Here is a 20,373-nt window from a genome sequence, read left to right on the forward strand (position 1 = left end):
GCGTTTCGGCCGACCTTGATCGGCTGTTGTTTCCACTGAGAGTCGAGGCGCCCCGTCGGTTCTGCGTCCGAATCGAGGGCGAAGGTGATCTTAACTCCTGCCGGGCGGCCTGTCCAACTGCTCAGGCGCTCGCGGCAATCACAAAAACCTACCTCCCCAGGCTCCCCTTGTCAACAAGGATCCCCTGGGCGAAGAGGAGACTAACAGCTCGGCCGGTGCCGGCGCACATCGACCGCACCGGAAGGACGCGCCTCAGGCCGCGGCGGGCTGCTCCGGACCGCGGTCGGCCGCGGCCACGTCGCCCGTCTCCCCGGCACGGGCGTGCCTGCGGCCCAGGACGAAGACGTAGGCCAGGAACAGCGCCTCGGCCACCACGCCGATGGTGACGCGAGCCCAGGTGGGGAGGGAGGAGGGGGTCACGAAGCCCTCGATGACCCCCGACACGAACAGGACGACGGCGAGGCCGATGGCCATGCCGAGTGCGGCGCGCCCCTCCTGGGCCAGGGCGGTGCGCCGGTCGCGGTGGCCCGGGTCGATCACCGTCCACCCCAGCCGCAGGCCCGTGCCGGCGGCCACGAAGACCGCGGTCAGCTCCAGCAGGCCGTGGGGGAGGACCAGACCGAGGAAGGTGTCCAGACGGCCGGCGGAGGACATCAGGCCGATGCCGACGCCGAGGTTGAGCATGTTCTGGAAGAGCACCCACAGCACCGGCAGGCCCAGGAAGACGCCGAAGACCAGGGAGATGGCGGCGACCTGGGCGTTGTTCGTCCAGACCTGGGCGGCGAAGGAGGTGGCGGCGTGGGTGGAGTAGTACGACTCGTACTGCCCGCCGGGGCGCGTCATCTCGCGGATCTCGGCGGGCGCCGCGATGGCCGATTGGACCTCGGGGTTCGTCGCGATCCACCAGCCGATGGCCGCCGCGACGAGGACCGAGACCAGGGCCGTGGTGATCCACCAGTGGCGCGTCCGGTAGAGGGCGGCGGGGAAGCCCGCGGCGAGGAAGTGCCCGGCGTCACGCCAGCTCGCGCGGCGGGTACCGGCGACGGTGGCGCGGGCGCGGGCCGTGAGCTGGGTGAGGCGGCCGGTGAGCTGCGGATCCGGGGCACTGGACTGGAGCAGCGACAGATGCGTGGCGGTGCGCTGGTAGAGCTCGACGAGTTCGTCGGCCTCCGCTCCGGTCAGCTTGGCGCGGCGGCGGAGCAGGGTGTCCAGCCGGTCCCACTCCGCCCGGTGGGCGGTCACGAAGACATCGAGGTCCATGGACGTCACTCCTGGGGATGCTCGGGACCGGTCCTGCTCCAGCTTGGCAGACCGTGAACTCCCGACGGCAGACTGGTCGCGGGAGCCACCGGGCACGGCGGCTCGGAACCGAGGGAGGAACCGCGTGAGTGAGCTGGTGACCGGTGAGGCGGTGGTGCTCGGGGTCCGCCCGGCGCGGCTGCCGAGCCGCGCCCTGGCCGTCGTCGTCGATCTGGTGGCCGCCTTCTCGCTGTATGTGGCGGTCTCGCTGGCGCTCACGGCCGCGGTGTCCTCGCTGGACGAGGCGGCGGGCGCGGCGGTGTCGGTCGCGACGTTCCTCCTGGTGCTGGTCGGGGTGCCGATCGCCGTGGAGACCCTGAGCCGCGGGCGGTCGCTGGGCAAACTGATGTGCGGTCTGCGGGTGGTGCGGGACGACGGGGGGCCGATCCGGTTCCGGCACGCGCTGGTGCGCGGGGCGGTGGGCGCGGTGGAGATCCTGATGACGTTCGGGGTGATCGCCGTGATCGCGTCGCTGGTGTCGGCGCGGGGCCGGCGGCTCGGGGATGTCTTCGCCGGCACGCTCGTCGTACGGGAGCGGGTGCCGGGGCGGCGCAACGGTCCCGTGCCGGCGGCTCCCGACTGGCTGCGGGGCCGGTTCTCGGGGCTCGATCTCTCCACGGTGCCGGATTCGCTGTGGCTGGCCGTACGGCAGTACCTCACCCGGAAGGAGCAGCTCGACCCGGAGGTGGGCGGACGGCTCGCCGAACGGCTGGCGGCGGACCTCGCGCGGCACACGGGGGCCCCGGTACCGCCGGAGATACCCCCGGCCATGTATCTCGCGGGTGTGGTGGCCGAGCGGCAGACACGGGACGCACGGCGGGTGTGGCCGGGAACGGACGGTGCCGCGGCCCCGGGAGCGCGGCCCGGCGGCGGGGAGGCGGCGGGACGGCCCGGCGGCACCGGTGAGCCGTCCGGGGCGGGGCCGGGGGCGGCCTCCGAGGGGGCTGCCACGCGGCCCGGTACCTCGTTCGTGCCGCCCGGAGGGGCGGTCGGTGCGAGCGCCGGCGGGGCCACCGCCGGTCCGGACCCCTGGGGTGTCTCCGGCGGCGGGGACGGACGGCACGGCGACCCGGACGCGGAGGGAGGGGTCCGGGCAGGGAGCGCACGTCCCGCGGAGGCGCCGCGGGGTGCCGGAGCGGCCGGGACTCCCGGGACGGCCGGGACGGGGTTCGTGCCGCCGGTCTGAGCGGACGGCCTCCGGCGGACGCGCGGTGCGCGGCGGAGGCGGCGGCAGTGGCTGGTGGCCCGGGCGTCGGCGGCGGAGGCTGGTGCCGCCTTGGCGTCGGCGGTACCGGCCGGTCAGGCCGCCGGGGGGAAGGCCGAAGGTGGGGAGTCCAGTTCCTCCAGGTCGACCCCCGGGGCCGCCAGGACGACGTCGCCCGCGATGTGGACCGGTCGCCGTTCGCCGGTGTCCAGGTCCGTGACCTGGTATTCGTCCACGATCAGCGGGCCGTTGTCAGTGGGGTGTGTTTCGCTCCTCGCCAGCGCCCAGGACTGGTCGAGGGTCCGGGGTGCCAGCACGGGGTCGGTGAGGGCGACGACGCGGACACGGACGGCGGGAGCTCCCGGTGCCGGCCGCAGCAGGCGCGCCGTCGCCACGAGGAAGGCGGGGGAGGTCCCGGTGAAGGCCTGGGCCCGGACATGGCCCTCGGTGGCGTGGACGCCGCCGGGGTCGGTGCGTACCCAGGTCAGGCCGTCCAGGGCGGCGCCGCGGACGCGCCAGTCACCGGCCCGCAGTTCCATGCGGATGGGCCGGCCGAGCTGGTCGGTGGTCAGGTCGACGGAGCCCGCCGGGCCGCCCGAAGGGATGGTGGTGCGGGCGGTGTAGCGCCAGCCGGAAGGCCCGGGGGCGCAGTGGAAGTGTTCCTCACCGAGGGGGGTGTGGTCGTGCGGGTCGAACAGGGAGTAGCGGCCGCGGGGCATCAGGGTGTCTCGTGTGCTTCCTCGCCCGGGCGGGCCCCCTGCCTGCGCGCGGGGGCCCGCCGGGTCGGCTCGGCGTTCGTCGGGTCAGTAGCGGTAGTGGTCGGGCTTGTACGGGCCCTCCACCGGCACGCCGATGTACGCCGCCTGCTCCGGGCGGAGCGTGGTGAGCCTGGCGCCGAGGGCCTCCAGGTGGAGCCGGGCGACCTTCTCGTCGAGGTGCTTGGGGAGCACGTAGACGCCGATCGGGTAGGACTCCGGCTTGGTGAACAGCTCGATCTGGGCGATCGTCTGGTTCGCGAAGGAGTTGGACATCACGAACGAGGGGTGTCCGGTGGCGTTGCCCAGGTTCAGCAGGCGGCCCTCGGAGAGGACGATGAGCTTCTTCCCGTCGGTGAAGGTCCAGGTGTGGACCTGGGGCTTGACCTCGTCCTTGACGATGCCCGGGATCGCGGCCAGCCCGGCCATGTCGATCTCGTTGTCGAAGTGTCCGATGTTGCCGACGATCGCCTGGTGCTTCATCCGGGCCATGTCGGAGGCCATGATGATGTCCCGGTTGCCGGTGGTGGTGATGAAGATGTCGGCGGTCTCGACGACATCGTCCAGGGTGGCCACCTGGTAGCCGTCCATGGCGGCCTGGAGCGCGCAGATCGGGTCGACCTCGGTGACGATCACGCGGGCGCCCTGGCCGCGCAGCGACTCAGCACACCCCTTGCCCACGTCGCCGTAGCCGCAGACCACCGCGGTCTTCCCGCCGATGAGCACATCGGTGGCGCGGTTGATGCCGTCGATGAGGGAGTGGCGGCAGCCGTACTTGTTGTCGAACTTCGACTTGGTCACCGCGTCATTGACGTTGATCGCGGGGAAGAGCAGGGTGCCGGCCTGCTGCATCTCGTAGAGGCGGTGGACGCCGGTGGTGGTCTCCTCGGTCACGCCGCGGATCTCGGAGGAGAGCTGGGTCCACTTCTGCGGGTTCTCGGCCAGGGTGCGGTTCAGCACGGTGAGGACGTGCCCGTACTCCTCGCTGTCGGCCGTCGACGGGTCCGGGGCCTCGCCGGCCTTCTCGAACTCGACCCCCTTGTGGACGAGGAGGGTGGCGTCACCGCCGTCGTCCAGGATCATGCTGGGGCCGCCGGTGGGGGTGCCGGGCCAGGTCAGCGCCTGCTCGGTGCACCACCAGTACTCCTCCAGGGTCTCGCCCTTCCAGGCGAACACCGGTACGCCCTTGGGGTCCTCCGGGGTGCCCTCCGGGCCGACGGCCACCGCGGCGGCGGCGTGGTCCTGGGTGGAGAAGATGTTGCAGGAGGCCCAGCGGACCTCGGCGCCGAGCGCCACCAGGGTCTCGATCAGCACGGCGGTCTGCACCGTCATGTGCAGCGAGCCGGTGATCCGGGCGCCCGCCAGCGGCCGGGCCGCGGCGTACTCCGCGCGGATCGACATCAGGCCGGGCATCTCGTGCTCGGCGAGGCTGATCTCCTTGCGGCCGAAGGCGGCCAGGGACAGGTCGGCGACCTTGAAGTCCTGACCGTTCGCAACTGTCGTCATACGGGCTGCTCCTCGAGGTTCGAGTGCGGTACACGGCTGGTCCGCGGCGGCGGGCACACCTGTCCCCCGGCCGCGGCGCAGTCCGTCGGAGGCCCTCTCTCCCTCGGCGGGACCCGGGGACGGGCCCACCGACCGCCATCAGCAGCGACGTCTGTCCGGTCACGAATCTACACCGATCGGCGCAGCGACCCCAGCGCGCCTGCCGGGAACCCGCCACCGGTACGCCTGCCCGGGGAGGGCCGGCCGTATGACCCGGCCGGCCGATGCGGCGGATTCGACCGGTCCACCGGGCTCCGGCCGCCGTTCACCCGGTCCCGCCGGCCCGGCTGTCCGGGCCGGCGGGAGCGACGGGACCCGCAGGAGCGGCGGGACCCGCGGGAGCGGTCATTCCGCGGCGGCCGCCGCCTTGCGGTAGATGTCCGGCTCCAGATAGATCACGCGGGCGATCGGTTCGGCCTCCCGGACACGCGACTCGGCCGCGTCGATCGCGCGGGCGACCTCCGCGGCGGTGTCGTCGTGCTTGACCGCGATCTTGGCCGCGACCAGGAGTTCCTCGGGTCCGAGGTGGAGGGTGCGCATGTGGATGACGCCGGTGACGGTGTCCCCGTCCACCAGCGCCTTGCTGATCCGTTCCACGGCGTCGGGACCGGCGGCCTCGCCGAGCAGCAGGGACTTGGTCTCCACGGCGAGCACCACCGCGATCACGATGAGCAGCACGCCGATGCAGATGGTGCCGACGCCGTCCCAGACGCTGTTCCCGGTGAGCAGCGCCATCCCGACGCCACCGAGCGCGAGTATCAGGCCGACGAGCGCGCCCAGGTCCTCCAGCAGCACCACCGGCAGTTCCGGCGCCTTGGCGCGGCGGACGAACTGGGTCCAGGACTGGCGGCCGCGGAGCTGGTTGGACTCCTTGATCGCCGTCCGGAACGAGAAGGCCTCGGCGACGATCGCGAAGAGCAGGACACCGACGGGCCAGTACCAGTGCTCCAGCGTGTGCGGGTGCTTGATCTTCTCGTAGCCCTCGTAGACCGCGAAGAGGCCGCCGACGGTGAAGAGCACGATGGAGACGAGGAAGGCGTAGATGTACCGCTCACGGCCGTAGCCGAAGGGGTGCTGCGGAGTCGCCTCGCGCCGCGCCCGCTTGCCGCCGAGCAGCAGCAGCCCCTGGTTGCCGGAGTCGGCCACCGAGTGCACGCTCTCCGCGAGCATCGACGAGGAGCCGCTGAAGAGGAACGCCACGAACTTGGCAACGGCGATGGCCAAGTTCGCCACCAGCGCAGCGACGATCGCCCTGGTTCCGCCTGACGCGCTCATGAGTGCCGGTTGTCCTTCCGTCGGGTGCGGCACGGGCGCCGCGCTCTGCTGATGCGGCGCGAGGGCCGCGATGAGGCGGCACATTGTTGCAGCACCGGCTCCGGTCCGGGGTCAGGCGGCCACCGTGGCGCGGAACACGGTTCCCGGGCCCGAGAGTTGGATCTCCTCGCCGGCCGGCACGAAGGCGGACTCTCCCGGGCGGAGCGGGAGTTCACGGCCGTCGCCGGCGGTGAGGAGGGCGGATCCGGCCGTGCAGAGCACGATCTGCGGCCTGCCGGGCGGGAGCCGGCGCGGCGCCTCCCCCTCGGCACGCACGAAGCGGGAGAGGCGGAACTCCTCGGCCGGGGTCTCGTAGGTCTCCTCGCCGTCGACCGCCTCGGGCCGCAGGACGGCCGGCGCGGTGGGCTCGAAACGGGTGACGCGCAACAGCTCGGGGACGTCCACGTGTTTGGGGGTGAGCCCGCAGCGCAGCACGTTGTCGGAGTTGGCCATGATCTCCACGCCGAATCCCCGCAGATAGGCGTGCGGGACCCCGGCTCCGAGGTGCAGTGCCTCACCGGGCCGGAGCTGGACGTGGTGGAGCAGCATGGCGGCGATCACGCCCGGGTCGCCGGGGTGGTGGCGGGCGAGGGAGGCGTAGGCGGCGAGGGCCGCGGCGTGCGGGCCCGGTTCCCCGGCGAGCCGGCCGGCGGCCTCCGCCGCCGCGCGGACGGTCCCGGCCATGGCCTCGGGGTCCGCGGTGAGCACGGCCGTGAAGACCTCCCGGAGCGCGTCACTCGCCGGCGTGGCGGCGCGCAGGATGTCGGCGTAGGGCTTGAGGGAGTCGACCCCGAGGCCGTCGAGGAGCGCGGCGGCCTCCGCGGCCGGGCGGAAGCCGCACAGCCCCTCGAACGGCGTGAGGGCGCAGATCAGTTCGGGCTTGTGGTGGGCGTCCTTGTAGGTGCGGTGCGGGGCGTCCAGCGGCACGCCGCGGCGCTCCTCGTCGGCGAAGCCCGACTCCGCCTGGGCGGGGTCGGGGTGGACCTGGAGGGAGAGCGGCGCGTCCGCGGCGAGCAGTTTCAGCAGGAACGGCAGGCGCGGGCCGAAGCGCCCGGTCACCGCCTCGCCCAGTTCACCGTCCGGGTCGGCGTCGATCACGTCGGCGAGGGTGACCGGTCCGGCGCCGCGGTCCAGCCGGGACGGGGCGCCGGGGTGGGCCCCCATCCACAGCTCGGCCTGCGGCTCCCCGGTCGGCTCGGTGCCGAGGAGGGCCGGGATGGCGGTGGTGGATCCCCAGGCGTAGGGGCGGACGGTGTTGTCGAGTCGGTCCATCACAGTGCTTTCCGGATGAGCTGGGGCGGTGGGGCCGGGGAGCCGCGGAGGCCCGCCGGGACGGTCCGGCGGACGGCCCGCGGTTCACCGGTGGCGCGGCGGCGTGCCCGCGTCCCCCGCGGCGTACGGGAGCGGCCCGGTCCCGGTGGGACGGGACGGCCGGGCCCGGGGGTCGGTGTGCCGTGCCGTGGGGCGTGCGGCCGGCCGCACGCCCAGGGGTCATGATCGCTCGGTGGAGGCGAGCGCCAGGTAAACGGCGGCGAAATCCGTGACGGCCAACAGCTCCGCCGCGGCCTCCAGGACGGTGCCCTCGGCCGGTTCCAGTTCGCTGACCGGGCTGTCGTGTCCCAGGGCGGACTCCCGCGCGGCGGGGGTGGGCGAGCCGGCCGTCAGCGGCTGCTCGCGGAGGAGCACCACGCGGGCGTGGAGGGCGGCCGGGTCCTCCACCCGGTCCCGGAAGAAGTCGTCCGGATCGGCGCCCGCGGCGAAGTCCCCCGACAGCAGCGCGCCGTGCGTCGTCAGCGCCTCCGGCAGGGCCGCGGCCAGCGCGGGGCGCCCGGCGACGGAGGCGAGCGACCGGGCGAAGTGGCGCGCCACCGCCCCGGCCACGGGGCCGTCGCTCCACAGCAGCGGCAGGGAGTCGGCGAGTTCGGCGGCGAGCGTCTTGGCGGGATTGCCGTAGGTGGCCACGGCCGGCCCGCACCGCTCGGCCACCGCGTCGAGCCGGTCGGCGACGAGCTGGACGGTGACCGGCGGCACCGGGTGGAAACCCGTCCGGTCCAGGAGGACCAGGAGGGGCACGAGCATCGCCCAGAGCGTGCCGGGCCGCTCCGCCTCGCCGGTGGCCCGCGGCGGCCGGTCCGGCCGGGCGGGGCCGTCCAGGGGCGGGGCGTCCTCGTTCGGCGGCGGGGTGAGCGGCACCGACAGTCCGTGACGGCCGCCGACCTCGCCGGTGAGGGGTGCGCCGGGCGGGCACACGGAGACGACGGAGCAGCCGCGCCGGTACGCCTGCTCGACGAGGGCGGAGAGGCCCGGTTCGGTGCCCTCGGTGGTGAGGACGATCAGCAGGTCCAGCGGTCCGGCCCAGCCGGGCAGCGTCCAGCGCAGCGCGCCCGGGGCGGCGAGGGCGCCGGTCGCGCGGATACGGCTGACGAGGGTGTTGCCGCCGCTCAGCGCGTCGAGCAGCCCGGTGACCCCGGTGACCAGGCTCCCGGCGGGCTCCGGGCCGGCGACCAGCAGGGCGCGGGGGCGGCCGTCGGGCTTGAGGTCGGCCAGGCCGGCCTCGGCCGCCCCCCGGGCGGCGGTGCGGACCCGGGCCCCGGCCCCGGCGGCGCCGCGCAGCAGCCCCCGGGTGTCGGCGCGGGCGAGTGTCTCCGGTGTGTCGAGGAGCGACTCGTCGAACATCTGGTGGGCCTCCGATCGCCGTGCGGCGGGCGTGCCGGCCGACGGGACGCGCCGGGCCCGTCCCAGGAGCCGTCCGTGCCGTGGTCCGAGCCTAGTGCCCCGGCGGGCGGCGCTCCCCCGTCGCCGGCACGGCACGCCCTCGCGCCTGCCGGGCGCGAGCGCCGGTACACCCGGGGACGCCCCGGCGGGCCCAGGTGGCCCGGGAGGCGGTCCCGGCAGGGGGACGCGGGTGTCAGGCGGGCCGGCGGGCCTCGTCGACGAGGAGCACCGGGATGGAGTCCCGGACGGGGTAGGCGAGTCCGCAGCTCTCACCGGTGCAGACGAGCTCGGTGGCGGCGCCGTCCGCCCCACCGTCACCGGTGTCACCGGTGTCCTCGCGGAGCGGGGCGTGGCAGGCCGGGCAGGCGAGGATGGCGAGAAGGCCGGCGTCGAGCGGCATGGGGGTCCTTCCGGTGAGGTCACCCGCCCCGGGGCGGGATGTTTCGGCCCCGTCAGCGTACCGCCGGGCCGCGCTCCCTCCGGAGTCGCGGCCCGGCGGCCACGGCCGTCACGCGGGCGGGCACGGGCCGCCGGCCACCACGGACGGGCACGGCCCCGGCGGTCACCGTGGACGGCACGGCCCGGCGGCCACCCCTGACGGGCACGGCCTTCCCGCGTGGGGCGGGCGCGCTCAGCCGCGGACGAGGGCGAGCACCTCGTCGCGGACCTTCGCCACCGTCTCCGCGTCCCGGGCCTCGACGTTGAGGCGGAGCAGCGGCTCGGTGTTCGAGGCGCGGAGGTTGAACCACCAGTCGGCGGCGGTGACGGTGAGCCCGTCCAGCTCGTCCAGCTCCGTGCCCGGCCGGCCCTCGTAGGCGGCCCGGACGGCGGCGGCGCGGCCGTCCTGGTCGTCGACCTTGCTGTTGATCTCGCCGGAGGCGGCGTAGCGGTCGTACTGCTCGACCAGGCCGGAGAGCGGGCCGTCCTGCTCGCCGAGGGCGGCGAGGACGTGCAGGGCGGCGAGCATCCCCGTGTCGGCGTTCCAGAAGTCGCGGAAGTAGTAGTGCGCGGAGTGCTCGCCGCCGAAGATGGCACCGGTGCGGGCCATCTCCCCCTTGATGAAGGAGTGGCCGACCCGGGTCCGTACCGGCGTGCCGCCGTTCTCCTTCACGACCTCCGGGACGGACCAGGAGGTGATGCAGTTGTGGATGACGGTGCCGCCACCGTGCTTGGCGAGTTCCCGGGCGGCGACGAGGGCGGTCACCGCGGACGGGGAGACGGGCTCGCCCCGCTCGTCCACGACGAAACAGCGGTCCGCGTCGCCGTCGAAGGCCAGGCCGATGTCGGCGCCGGTCTCGCGGACCTTCGCCTGGAGATCGACGATGTTGGCCGGATCGATCGGATTGGCCTCGTGGTGGGGGAAGGTGCCGTCCAGTTCGAAGTAGAGCGGGACGAGGTCCAGCGGCAGGCCGTCGAAGACGGTGGGCACGGTGTGGCCGCCCATGCCGTTGCCCGCGTCCACCACGACCTTCAGCCGGCGAATGGAGCCCAGGTCCACCAGCCCGCGCAGGCAGGCTGCGTAGTCCCCGAGGACGTCACGCCGGGTGATGGTGCCGGGGTCCGCCACGGGGGCGGGGGCTCCGGACCCGCTCCACTCCTCGACGAGGGCGCGGATCTCGGCGAGGCCCGAGTCCTGGCCGACCGGGGCGGCACCCGCCCGGCACATCTTGATGCCGTTGTACTGCGCGGGGTTGTGGCTCGCGGTGAACATGGCGCCGGGCAGGCCGAGGCTGCCGCTGGCGAAGTAGAGCTGATCGGTGGAGCACAGGCCGATCTCGGTGACATCGGCGCCACGGGCGGCGGCTCCCCGGCCGAAGGCGCGGGAGAGCCCGGGGGACGAGGGCCGCATGTCATGGCCGACGACCACCGCCTCCGCGCCGGTCACCTGGGCGAAGGCGGCGCCGAAGAGTTCGGCGAGCGACTCGTCCCACTGGTCCGGGACCACACCACGCACGTCGTACGCCTTCACGATCTGCGACAAGTCGGGCACTGCCCACCCCTTCCGGGAGTTTCCGGGAGTCCTATCGGTGCGACAAACCTACCCGGATCGGGGGCGCTCACCGCGGCAGGCTCGGAGCACGGGCGCGGGGCCCCCGGGTGGGACGGTGGCGGCGCGCCGGGCCGGGCCGGCGGCCCGCGCCGGCCGCGGCGCGCGGTACAAGAGGCCCGGCGGAGACGGCGGTTCAGGACTCGGGCGAGCGGAGCACCCGCAGATGCCCGCGCCGGGCGACCTCGCGCGGATCGGCCTCCCGGCCTCCGGAACCACCCGTTCCGCCGCCCGCCGCACCGGCGGCGCGCTCCTGCGGGCGGGCCGCCTCACGGACGGCGTTGGCGAGCGCCTCGAGATCGTCACTGCTCGGACGTGACGGGCCGGTGTCGACCGCGAGCCGGACGACCTCCCAGCCGCGCGGCGCGGTGAGCCGCTCGGAGTGGACCGCGCAGAGGTCGTAGCAGTGCGGCTCGGCGTAGGTGGCGAGGGGCCCGAGGACCGCGGTCGAATCCGCGTAGACGTACGTCAGCGTCGCGACGGCGGGACGACCACACGCGGTGCGCGAACATCGGCGTACAGGGCTCACGACGTTGGACGGTACCGCACTCTTGAGCGGGCCGCGACGGATCTCCCCGAGCTCACCCCACCGTGTCGCGCCCCTGAACACAACGGTGTTGACCTGCAGACGGGAAAAACAGGGCGCGGCGGAAGGGCGGCGCGGAGGCGAGGTGTCCCGTTGACGGCGCTTCGTCCCGATCCGGCTCCGGACCGGCTCCGACGCGGCTCCGAACCGAACCGGACCGAACCGAACCGGCCCCGTGACGGTGGCGCGCGGACGGCGGACGGCGGACGGCGGACGGTACCGGCCGCGTGGCGAGGGCCGGCCGGCCCGGTGGTGGGCGCGCCGGGTGCCCCGCGTGTCCGCCCGCGCCCCGCCCCCCGTCACGCGCCGTCCGGTGGGCCCCCGGCACGCCTCGCGGTGAGGTCTCGGGGTGGCCGGGTGAGGGCTACCCTCGGGGGTGATGACCAGTTCCGTGCCCTCTCGTCCCTCCGAGCCCCCGCCGCGCCGCCGCGACCGGCACGGGCGGGGCATGCGCGGGCCGATCGCCCCACCGCAGGTGCCGCTGGCGGTGACCCGGGCGACGGCCTTCACCGACCTGGTGCACGACTCGGTGGAGCGGCTGGAGCGGCACTGGCCGCAACTCTCCGAGGTGGAGTTCGCCGTCCTCGACGTCCCCGTGCTCGACGGCGGCGGGGCGGACCGCTCCGCCGACTGGGAGGACGAGGGGACGGTGCCGCTGGGCCGCGTCAGCGAGGCGGGGGAGGCGGGCCCCGCGCGGATCGTGATCTACCGGCGCCCGGTGGAGATCCGCGCCAAGACCCGCGAGGAGCGGGCACTGCTGGTGCACGAGACGGTGGTGGAGCAGGTGGCCGAACTGCTCGGGCTGGCCCCGGAGTCGGTGGATCCGCGCTACGGGCAGGACTGACGCCGGCGGGAACGGGCCCGGCCGCAGCACCGCCGAGACCCGCACCACCGAGGCCCGCACCACCGAGGCCCGCGGAGCGGCCACGAGCGGCCGGCCGCGAGCGGGGACCGGCCAGAAGCGCGGACGGCCCGGGACGGCGAACGCGCCGGGCCCGTGGCCACGGACGGTGACGGTGAGGGTGACGAACGTCACTCCGCCCCGGCCGTCACCGTCCGCGCGCAGCCGGTGGCCGTCAGCGCATCAGCAGCGAGAGGTCCTCGCGCGCGTCGGGCACGACCACCGTGCCCCGGTCGTCCGGGAGGGTCTGGAGGGTGAACATCGGGGTCTTGCCGGACGGCAGCGCGAGCATCCGCGCGGCGTGGAGGGGACCGCCGGACACCCGTTCCACGGTGAGCGCGTGAACGCCCTTGCCGCCCGAGGGCACGGGGGGATCCACCCGCAGGGTGGTGCCCGCGCGGACGGTGTACTCCTTGCTGACCGGCTCGCCACCACCGCTGCCCGCCGAGGCGGTGACCTTCACCTTCGCCGCCTCGCCGGGTGCGGTGAGCGAGAGGACGGAGCCCTTGGCGCGGTTGTCCGCCGCGGTGGCCCGCCCCTGGACGGGGCCGGCCGCGGGGAGGAAGGCCATCTCGCGGGCGCCGCCCTTACCCCGGATGACCTGGAGGGCGACGGCGAACGGGGCGCTCTCGGCGCCCTCGGCCCGGGTGAGCACCAGGGAGGCCGGCTCGCCCTTGGTGAGGTCGTCGAAGTCGACGGCGGTCACCATGCCCCGCTTCAGATTGAGCGTCTCGTGGCCGGCGGGGGTGAACGAACCCGTGGGACCGGCCAGTTCGACCTTGAGATCGGCGTCGCCGTCACCGGTCGCCAGGGCGACCAGCCGGACGGAGGTGGCGTCCTCCGGGATGCCGGGGAGCACGGCGCTCCCGGTCCCCACCGCGGCGGGGGTGAGCCAGTCGCCGCCGGTGCGCTCGTCGGTGGCGCGGACGGCGGCACCCACCCGCCCGGACCGGGCGACGACGTGCGCCGCGAGATCCGCCGCGCCGCCGGGGGCGAGCGTGGAGAGCAGGACGGAGGTCGCGGAGCGCGGGGGGACGGTGATCCCCTCGCCCGCCTCCGTCTCGACGGGCCCCTTGGCCCCGTGCAGTTCCAGGTCGACGACGGCGGCCGTGTCGTCCGGGTTGGTCAGCTCGATGTAGTCCTGGCGGGTCTCGGCGGCGCTCACGCCCGGGAACCAGAACTCGGAGTCGGGCGCCGCGCAGGCGACGCCGTAGACGCCCCGCCCCTCCCCCGAGCTCACGACCGTGGTCTGCTGGGCGCTCCAGCCGGGGGCGAGGGCGCCGTCGGCGGTGCCCACGAGGGCCGGGGCGCCGCCGCCGTCCGGGGCCGCGGCGGTCACGGGGACGCCGGGCTTCTCCAGCGCCAGGAAGGGGTCCGGCTCGTCACCGGCCTTGCCGGCCTTGCCGTCGTCACCGGCCTTGCCGTCGTCGCCGCCGTCCCCGGACTCCGGCGCCTCCGTGGCGGGCAGGAGCCGGGCGCCGCTCCTGGCGCCGGACCGGTCGCCGGAGCCGCCACCGGGGGTGAAGGCGGTGTAGTCGGTCTCCGCCAGGTCGGAGAGCGAGGGCTGGGGGCAGAGCAGCTCGGAGCGCTCCACGGGCAGCCGGTCGGCCGCGGCCGTGGTGGGCGCCGGTTCCTCGCCGGGGGCGGTCAGGGACGCCACCCCCGTGACCGCGGCCAGCGCGGTGCAGGCGGCGAGCAGGGACAGGGTGGTGCGGTTCACTGCTGGTCGCTCCCGTCGCGGCGGGGGGCGTGCCCGCCCTCTCCGTAGCCCGTGTCGCCCGGTGCCCGGCCGGCGCCGTCGCGGCCGCCGTCCGGGCCGGGGTGGTTCCCGTGGCCGTAACCGTCGGCCCCGCCGTAGCCGCCGGCCTGCCCGTATGCGTCCGTCTGTCCGTATCCGCCGGTCTGCCCGTACCCGTCGGCCGGGCGGTAGCCCGCTTCGCCGCCGTAGCCGCCGCCGTCCGGGTAGGGGCCGGACGGGTAGGGCTCGGCGTACGGGCCGGCGCCGTAACCGCCCTGCTGGTACGGGTCCGCGCCGTAACCGGGGTACGGGCCCTCCTGGTACTGCTGCTGGTCGGCGGCCGCGTAGGTGGCCTGGTCGTACCGCGGTGCGCCCTGGTCCCCGGGGTGCGGGCCGGTCTCCCCGCCCCACGCGTCGTAGGACGGCTGGGACGGCACCTCGGGCGCGTAGGGGGCCGCGGGGTCCTGGGCGGCCCGGAAGGCGTCGAACTCCCCGGCCGTCCCCTGCTCCCCGGGCTGCCCGTGGCCGGCCGTGGTGTGGCCGGCCGTGGCCTGGGCGGCCGTGACGGGCATCGCTTCCGGGTCCGGTTCCGCCACCGCTCCCCCTTCCGGGGCCCGGCCGGCCGCCTCCGCCTCGGCGGCGGCCCGCAGCCGGCGTGCCCGGCGCCCCTCGCCCTCCACGGGCTCCACGGACACCGGCGGCTCGGCCCCGGCCTCGGGGAGGTCGTCGTCGACGTCCCGGCGGCGGCCCGGCAGGGCGAGCACCACGAGGACGAGGGCGAGCAGGCCCTGCGCGCCCAGCCAGAGGGTGTGGCCCAGCGGTGCCTCGTAGCTCAGCTCCAGCCGCCCGCCGGACGCGGGCAGCTCGAAGCCCTGGGCCCACTCGTCCACGGTGGTGGGGGTCAGCGGCCGGCCGTCGAGGGTGGCCGTCCAGCCGGGCGCGGCCCGGTCGGCGAGGCGCAGCACCCGCCCCTCCGGCCCGGCGGGGACGGTGGCCCGGGCCTCGACGGGCCCCGCGGCGACCGGCACCGGGCCGGACCCGCCGCCGCCCTCCGGGTTCTCGACGGTGACGCGGGCGACCCGCCGGTCGAGGCGCCAGAGGGAGCTGCCGTCCTCCTGGCTGAGCCGGGTCAGCCCGGGGGTGTTGTCCAGGACGCGGCGCAGTTCGCGCGGCGCGCCGTCGCGGACCAGGACGTAGCGCACGGCGTACCCGCCGAGCTGGGCGGTCTGGTCGGCGCCGGAGCCGGCGACGAGGTTGGCGACGACGGCGTCCAGCCGCAGGTCGTCCCCGTCCGCCGTGGCGAGGTCGGCGTCGCCGAGGCGGGCGCCGGAGCCGCGCACGAGGGTGTACGAGACGCTGCCGGGCTCGCCGCCGAGGACGAGCGTGCGGGCCTGGTCCTGAGTGCGGCTCTCCTCGGCGACGAACGGCGGCACCTGCACCGGGTCGCGGCGGTCCAGCGGCCCGTCCGCCCCGCCGATCATCCAGCTCGCCGCGGAGAGCAGCGGTGCCGCGGCGGCGGCGAGGGCGACGAGGGCGGCGACCGGCTGGCGCCAGCCGAAGTTCCGCGCGGCGACGCGTTCCCGGGCGTCCTCCGCGCCCACCAGGGCGGCGGCCAGCAGCGCGAGGCCGTAGACGAGCGTGGCCGGCCCGGCCCAGGCGGAGCCGTTGGACAGGGCGGCGAAGAACAGCGCGGCGAGGGCCACCGTCCAGGCGGCACCGGTCGCGCGCCGCCGGTCTCCGCGGAGGAGGGCGGCGAGGGCGGCCGGCACGATCCCCGCGAGCAGCAGGCCGCCGGAGCCCTGGGGGCCGCCGGGGCTCAGCGTCAGCAGGTCCACGGCGGAGGCGGCGCCCGCCCCGTACTCCAGTCCGACCTCACCCAGGAAGGCGGCCGGTGAACCGAGCAGCGACAGCGACCAGGGGGCGAGCACCACCAGGGGCGTGACCAGGGCCACCACGAGCCGCAGCGCGTACGCGGCGGCGCCTTCCCGGCGGCGCACCGCCCGCACCACCAGCAGGGCGCCGAGCAGCAGGGTGAGCGGCCAGACCACCGGGGTGAAGGCGGTGGTGACGGTGAGCAGCAGCGTGTACGCCCACAGGGCGCGCCAGGACGGCCGCGGGGCGCGGGCGGCGCCGGCGTCACCGTCCGCTCCCGCCCGGTCCGCGCCGTCCGCGCCGGCCGCGCCGTCCGCGCCGGCCGCGCCGTCCGCGCCGGCCGGGCCATCGCCGTTCCCGTCCTCACCCGTGCCCCGGCCGGTGTCCTCGGGGTGCTCCCCCCGGTCCCCGTGCGCGTCCCCCGTCCCGCGGCGCGGGCTCAGCCCGCTCGCGGCGACCGCCGCGCGGGCCATCAGCGGCAGCACCACCGCGAGCACCGCGGTACCCAGCCGGCCCCCCGCCAGCGCTCCGGTGACGGCGGGCAGGAAGGCGTAGGCGACGGCGGCCCAGGCCCGCAGCGGCCGGGAGCCGACCAGCGGCCGGGACGCGAAGTAGGCGGTGAGCCCGGCGAGCGGCACCGAGCAGACGAGCAGCACGGTGAGGGCCGCGCCGGTGGAGCCCAGCAGCAGCGTGGCGAGGGTGGCGAGCACGGCCAGGTAGGGCGGCGCGCTCTCGGTGGACCCGGTGCCGACCGGCTGCCAGGCCGCCAGGTAGCGGCTCCACAGGTCGGAGGCCTCGGCCGGGGCGGGCAGCAGCGCACCGCCGGAGAGCGCCCCGGAGCCGAGGAGCCCGCGGCAGGCGACCAGCGAGACCACCAGGAGCAGCAGGAAGAGGACCGGGGCCGGTTTGCGCACGATCCGCTTGAGCCGCGCGAACTGCTCGATCTCCAGATAGTCGGCGTCGTCACCGCCGGGCCCGGACTCGACGGCGCCGTGCCGCCCGCCGGCGGCGAGGTCCGGCTCGGAGCGGCCGGCGAGGTTGCCCACCACCGCCTCGGCGGTGGCCCGGATCGTCGCGCCGGGCGGCGGGAAGAGCGGGCGCAGGTCGGACGGGGCCACCGCCGGGCGGCCGCGCGAGCGCCGGCCGGCGAGGATCCGCCCCGGGCGGAGCAGCACCGCGAAGAGGCCGGCGATCTCGTCCAGCGCCTGCCGGGGCGCCTTGCCGACGAGATACGCCAGGGTCCGCAGCAGCGTGCCGAGAATCATCCGGGGCAGCACGTAGGCGAGCGCGGCGCCCCGGGTGTTGACGAGCATGGTGTAGACGGCACCGGCCTTGTCGACGCGGTGCGGGCCGACCGCCGAGCGGCCGGCGCAGTCGATCGGGCGGCGCTCGCGCGCGGAGGCCTCCGCGTGGCGCAGGACGGCGTCGGGCGCGACGAGCACCTGGTGGCCGGCCGCCTGGGCCCGCCAGCACAGGTCGACGTCGTCCCGCATCAGGGGGAGCCGGCGGTCGAAGCCGCCGAGTTCCTCCCACACGTCACGCCGGATCAGCATGCCGGCGGTGGAGACGGAGAGGACGGGGCGCACCTGGTCGTGCTGGCCCTGGTCCTGCTCGCGGCGGTCGAGCCCGGTCCAGCGGCGGCCGCTGCGCGCGATGCTGACGCCGGCCTCCAGCAGCTGCCTGCGGTCGTACCAGCCGCGCAGCTTGGGGCCGACGATCGCGGTGGACGGGGAGGAGTCGGCGACCCGGAGGAGTTCGGCGAGCGCGTCCGGCTCGGGCGCGCAGTCGTCGTGGAGCAGCCAGATCCACTGCACGGGTTCGCCGTGCGGCAGTTCGGGCATGTCGTACGCCTCGTCGTGCCAGGTCCGGGTGACGGGGTCCCAGCCGCTGGGGCGCTTCAGATAGGGCAGGTCGTCGGGGGTGAGCACCCCGGCGGTGCGGACCGCCTCGTCCACGGCCGTGCCGAAGCCGGAGCGGCGGGCGAGGTGCAGCACCCGGTCGGGCCCGAGGGCCTCGGTGAGCAGTTCGGCGGACGCGTCGGCGCTGCCGGTGTCGGCGGCGATGACGTTCTGGACCGGCCGCTCCTGCCCCACCAGCCCGGCGATCGCCTGGGGCAGCCAGCGGGCGCCGTCGTGGGAGACGAGCACGGCGGTGACGACGTGCCGCGGGTGTGCGGGGGCGGCGGCCGCGGAATGGGCGGCCGGCTGACTGTGCGCCGAGTGGCTGTGCACGGACATCGAGGTACGGGCCCCGGTTCGCTGGACTGTGGTGGACGCGCGCGCTCCGCGGGGAGCCGGGCGCGTCTCGGACGGCCCACCACACTAACGGCTCGGAGCGGGCGTCAGACCCGGCCGCCCGTACAGCAGTCCGCCTCCCACGCCGGTGCGGGGGAGGCGGTGACGAGATCCGTGCGGGGATCTGCGGGGGTCTGTAGGGATATGCAAGGGGGTATGTGGCGGCGGGTACGGAGAACGCGGAGGAGACGTCCGGTCTTCACACCGCGGCCTTCTTCAGCCGCCTGCGCTCGCGCTCGGAGAGCCCGCCCCAGATGCCGAACCGCTCGTCGTTGGCGAGAGCGTATTCGAGGCACTCCGAACGCACCTCGCAGGCGAGGCAGACCTTCTTCGCCTCACGGGTGGAACCGCCCTTTTCCGGGAAGAAGGACTCGGGATCGGTCTGGGCGCAGAGTGCGCGCTCCTGCCATCCGAGCTCCTCGTCCGCCTCCTCGACCAGCAGTTGCTGGAACAGCTCGGTCATGTGCGCCCCTGTCTGTCTTTACGTCCCCGTGATGCTGCCGTTACCGATAACGGCCGAACGACACGAGTGAAATTACAAGTGTGCCGATCCGAGCCAGTCAAGCCGGGATCTGCTATTGGGCCCCTTATTCACTCTGGGGAACCAAGCCTGCCCGTAAAGTGTTCAAATCGTCCTAAAACATGACGTCGCACCTGACCCAACTCCGGTCCACCCCCTCGGTGACGGAGACGCCCGCAGGTGCCCGCGCCGTTCCACCCCACGCCCGCGAGCGGGAGAACGGTCACGCTCCGATCACGGATGCGCAACGCCGCTCGTCGGGCGACTGCTCCGCCGTGTGTCCCGATCGGAAGCGCACAAACCTTTCACCGTTCTCTGGTGTGTCGCGGTTCCAAGATCACAAACTCCCCACGGTTCACCACTCTCCGCCCCCTCCGCCGCCGCACCGCACCGCGGCTCCCCGTGCCGCACCGCACCGCGGCTCCCCGTCACCCGGCGGTCCGGCCCGGACCCCGCCGGGCCCGTGTCCGGCCCACGGCCCCGCGCGTCCGTGGCCCCGTGGTCCCCGCTCACCCGTCCGCCGGCCGCGGCCGCCTGCGCCGGACGAGGTGACGCGCCGCCGAAAGGGTGCCGGCTCGTTTGACAAGCGACGAGCCGAGCGGGTCTGCTGGTCCCATGCCACTGACGCCCGCGCTGTCCCGGACCGGCTCCCGCCTCGCGTGCGGTGACGCTCTCCGCTGTGGACCCGGCTTCCCGTGTGGCTGTTGTGGCGCTCGCCGCGGCTGTCGCTGTTCCTGCCGCTGACCGACCCGCCGTCCCCGGCCGGGCCTCCGCGCCCTCCTCTCGCGGCGCCTTCCTTCTCTTTCTCTCTCTTATCGCTCTCCTCCTCTTTCCTATCGCTCTGCCTCCTCCCCCTTCTTCGCCGACGCCCCGGCCCGGGCGTCCCAGGCCCAGGAACCCACACGCATGAACAGCGACACGAACAGCAGCGCCACGAGCGGCGACGCGACCGGCATGACCGGCGCCGTGCCCGGTGCCCTGACCGGCCCCGTGCTCAGCGACATCCAGATCGGCGGGGACCCGCTCGCCTCCCCCCACCTGCTGCCGCCCGCCCGCCGCCACCCCGCCACCGTCGCGGAGTTCGCCGGGCTCGCCCACGCGATCGCCGCCGACCGCGGCTCCTGGGCGCCCCTCGTCCGGTACGACCCGGTCAGCCGCTGGTACCACCGGCTGCGCACCGGGCCCGGTTACGAGGTGTGGCTGCTCAGCTGGCTGCCCGGGCAGGGCACCGGGGCCCACGACCACGGACCCTCCTCCGGCGTCCTGACCGTGCTGGAGGGCGGGCTGACCGAGCACTCCGGGACGGCGCGGCGCGTCCTCGGCGCGGGCGCGCAGCGCGTGGTCGCGCCGGGCCGGGCCCACGAGGTCGTCAACGACGCGCTCGTTCCCGCCGTCAGCCTGCACATCTACTTCCCGGGGCTGACGGAGATGCCGATGCACGCCGGCGCCCGGGGCGACGCCGCCGTGCTCTCCGGCGTCCCGGTGTGCCGCGCCGCGACCGGCACGGGCCGGGGTTCCGGCGGCCGGGCCGTGGGCCGCGCCTGACGGCGCCGCCGGGAGGCGCCCCGTCCCACCCCACCGGT

At 75.4% G+C, this 20,373-nt stretch carries 15 protein-coding genes; 3 read left to right on the forward strand and 12 right to left on the reverse strand.

Annotated features, from left to right (window positions below; genetic code table 11):
• Positions 1 to 252: 252 nt before the first annotated feature.
• The gene (locus tag HCK00_RS19670; protein ID WP_168103334.1) at positions 253 to 1,260 is read right to left on the reverse strand and encodes a stage II sporulation protein M; all 1,008 of its coding nucleotides are present in this window, start codon (positions 1,258 to 1,260) and stop codon (positions 253 to 255) included.
• Positions 1,261 to 1,384: 124 nt separating this feature from the next.
• Here HCK00_RS19670 and HCK00_RS19675 point away from each other — a divergent pair, with 124 nt between their 5' ends.
• Positions 1,385 to 2,485 carry an RDD family protein gene (locus HCK00_RS19675; RefSeq protein WP_168103335.1) on the forward strand — a complete coding sequence of 367 codons (1,101 nt, stop codon included), beginning with the start codon at positions 1,385 to 1,387 and terminating at the stop codon, positions 2,483 to 2,485.
• 113 nt (positions 2,486 to 2,598) lie between these two features.
• Here the strand turns inward: HCK00_RS19675 and HCK00_RS19680 are convergent, their stop codons facing one another.
• From HCK00_RS19680 to HCK00_RS19715, 8 genes are all read right to left on the reverse strand, one after another.
• Entirely contained in the window at positions 2,599 to 3,222 is a 624-nt protein-coding gene (locus HCK00_RS19680) for a hypothetical protein (RefSeq protein WP_168103336.1), read from the reverse strand.
• An 84-nt stretch (positions 3,223 to 3,306) separates the two neighbouring features.
• A complete protein-coding gene (gene ahcY, locus HCK00_RS19685) occupies positions 3,307 to 4,764 on the reverse strand; it encodes an adenosylhomocysteinase (protein ID WP_168103337.1) in 1,458 nt (485 codons plus the stop codon).
• Between the two features lie 384 nt (positions 4,765 to 5,148).
• A complete protein-coding gene (locus HCK00_RS19690; protein WP_168103338.1) occupies positions 5,149 to 6,078 on the reverse strand; it encodes a cation diffusion facilitator family transporter in 930 nt (309 codons plus the stop codon).
• A 111-nt stretch (positions 6,079 to 6,189) separates the two neighbouring features.
• Positions 6,190 to 7,389 carry a mannose-6-phosphate isomerase, class I gene (manA, locus tag HCK00_RS19695; protein WP_168103339.1) on the reverse strand — a complete coding sequence of 400 codons (1,200 nt, stop codon included), beginning with the start codon at positions 7,387 to 7,389 and terminating at the stop codon, positions 6,190 to 6,192.
• A 219-nt stretch (positions 7,390 to 7,608) separates the two neighbouring features.
• Entirely contained in the window at positions 7,609 to 8,793 is a 1,185-nt protein-coding gene (locus HCK00_RS19700) for an SIS domain-containing protein (RefSeq protein ID WP_168103340.1), read from the reverse strand.
• Positions 8,794 to 9,025: 232 nt separating this feature from the next.
• Positions 9,026 to 9,232, reverse strand: a complete 207-nt coding sequence (locus HCK00_RS19705; RefSeq protein WP_168103341.1) for a Trm112 family protein — start codon at positions 9,230 to 9,232, stop codon at positions 9,026 to 9,028.
• 231 nt (positions 9,233 to 9,463) lie between these two features.
• The gene (locus tag HCK00_RS19710) at positions 9,464 to 10,822 is read right to left on the reverse strand and encodes a phosphomannomutase/phosphoglucomutase (protein ID WP_168103342.1); all 1,359 of its coding nucleotides are present in this window, start codon (positions 10,820 to 10,822) and stop codon (positions 9,464 to 9,466) included.
• Between the two features lie 193 nt (positions 10,823 to 11,015).
• Positions 11,016 to 11,489 carry a DUF3499 domain-containing protein gene (locus tag HCK00_RS19715; protein ID WP_375781983.1) on the reverse strand — a complete coding sequence of 158 codons (474 nt, stop codon included), beginning with the start codon at positions 11,487 to 11,489 and terminating at the stop codon, positions 11,016 to 11,018.
• 355 nt (positions 11,490 to 11,844) lie between these two features.
• Between HCK00_RS19715 and HCK00_RS19720 the strand changes: the two genes are divergently transcribed.
• Positions 11,845 to 12,309, forward strand: a complete 465-nt coding sequence (locus HCK00_RS19720) for a metallopeptidase family protein (protein WP_168103343.1) — start codon at positions 11,845 to 11,847, stop codon at positions 12,307 to 12,309.
• Positions 12,310 to 12,541: 232 nt separating this feature from the next.
• Here HCK00_RS19720 and HCK00_RS19725 read toward each other — a convergent pair whose 3' ends face one another.
• From HCK00_RS19725 to HCK00_RS19735, 3 genes are all read right to left on the reverse strand, one after another.
• A complete protein-coding gene (locus HCK00_RS19725; protein WP_168103344.1) occupies positions 12,542 to 14,086 on the reverse strand; it encodes a DUF5719 family protein in 1,545 nt (514 codons plus the stop codon).
• Positions 14,083 to 18,213 (reverse strand): glycosyltransferase, encoded by a 4,131-nt coding sequence (locus HCK00_RS27800; RefSeq protein WP_240965737.1) that lies wholly within the window; start codon positions 18,211 to 18,213, stop codon positions 14,083 to 14,085. The genes HCK00_RS19725 and HCK00_RS27800 overlap by 4 nt, the downstream gene beginning before the upstream one ends.
• 256 nt (positions 18,214 to 18,469) lie before the next feature.
• Positions 18,470 to 18,733, reverse strand: a complete 264-nt coding sequence (locus HCK00_RS19735; protein ID WP_004952403.1) for a WhiB family transcriptional regulator — start codon at positions 18,731 to 18,733, stop codon at positions 18,470 to 18,472.
• 1,047 nt (positions 18,734 to 19,780) lie between these two features.
• Between HCK00_RS19735 and HCK00_RS19740 the strand changes: the two genes are divergently transcribed.
• On the forward strand, positions 19,781 to 20,335 hold the full coding sequence (locus HCK00_RS19740; RefSeq protein ID WP_311765404.1) for a cysteine dioxygenase: 555 nt from the start codon (positions 19,781 to 19,783) through the stop codon (positions 20,333 to 20,335).
• The last annotated feature ends 38 nt before the right edge of the window (positions 20,336 to 20,373 follow it).

The sequence above is a fragment of the Streptomyces zingiberis genome, assembly GCF_012034935.1.
Lineage (GTDB): Bacteria > Actinomycetota > Actinomycetes > Streptomycetales > Streptomycetaceae > Streptomyces > Streptomyces zingiberis.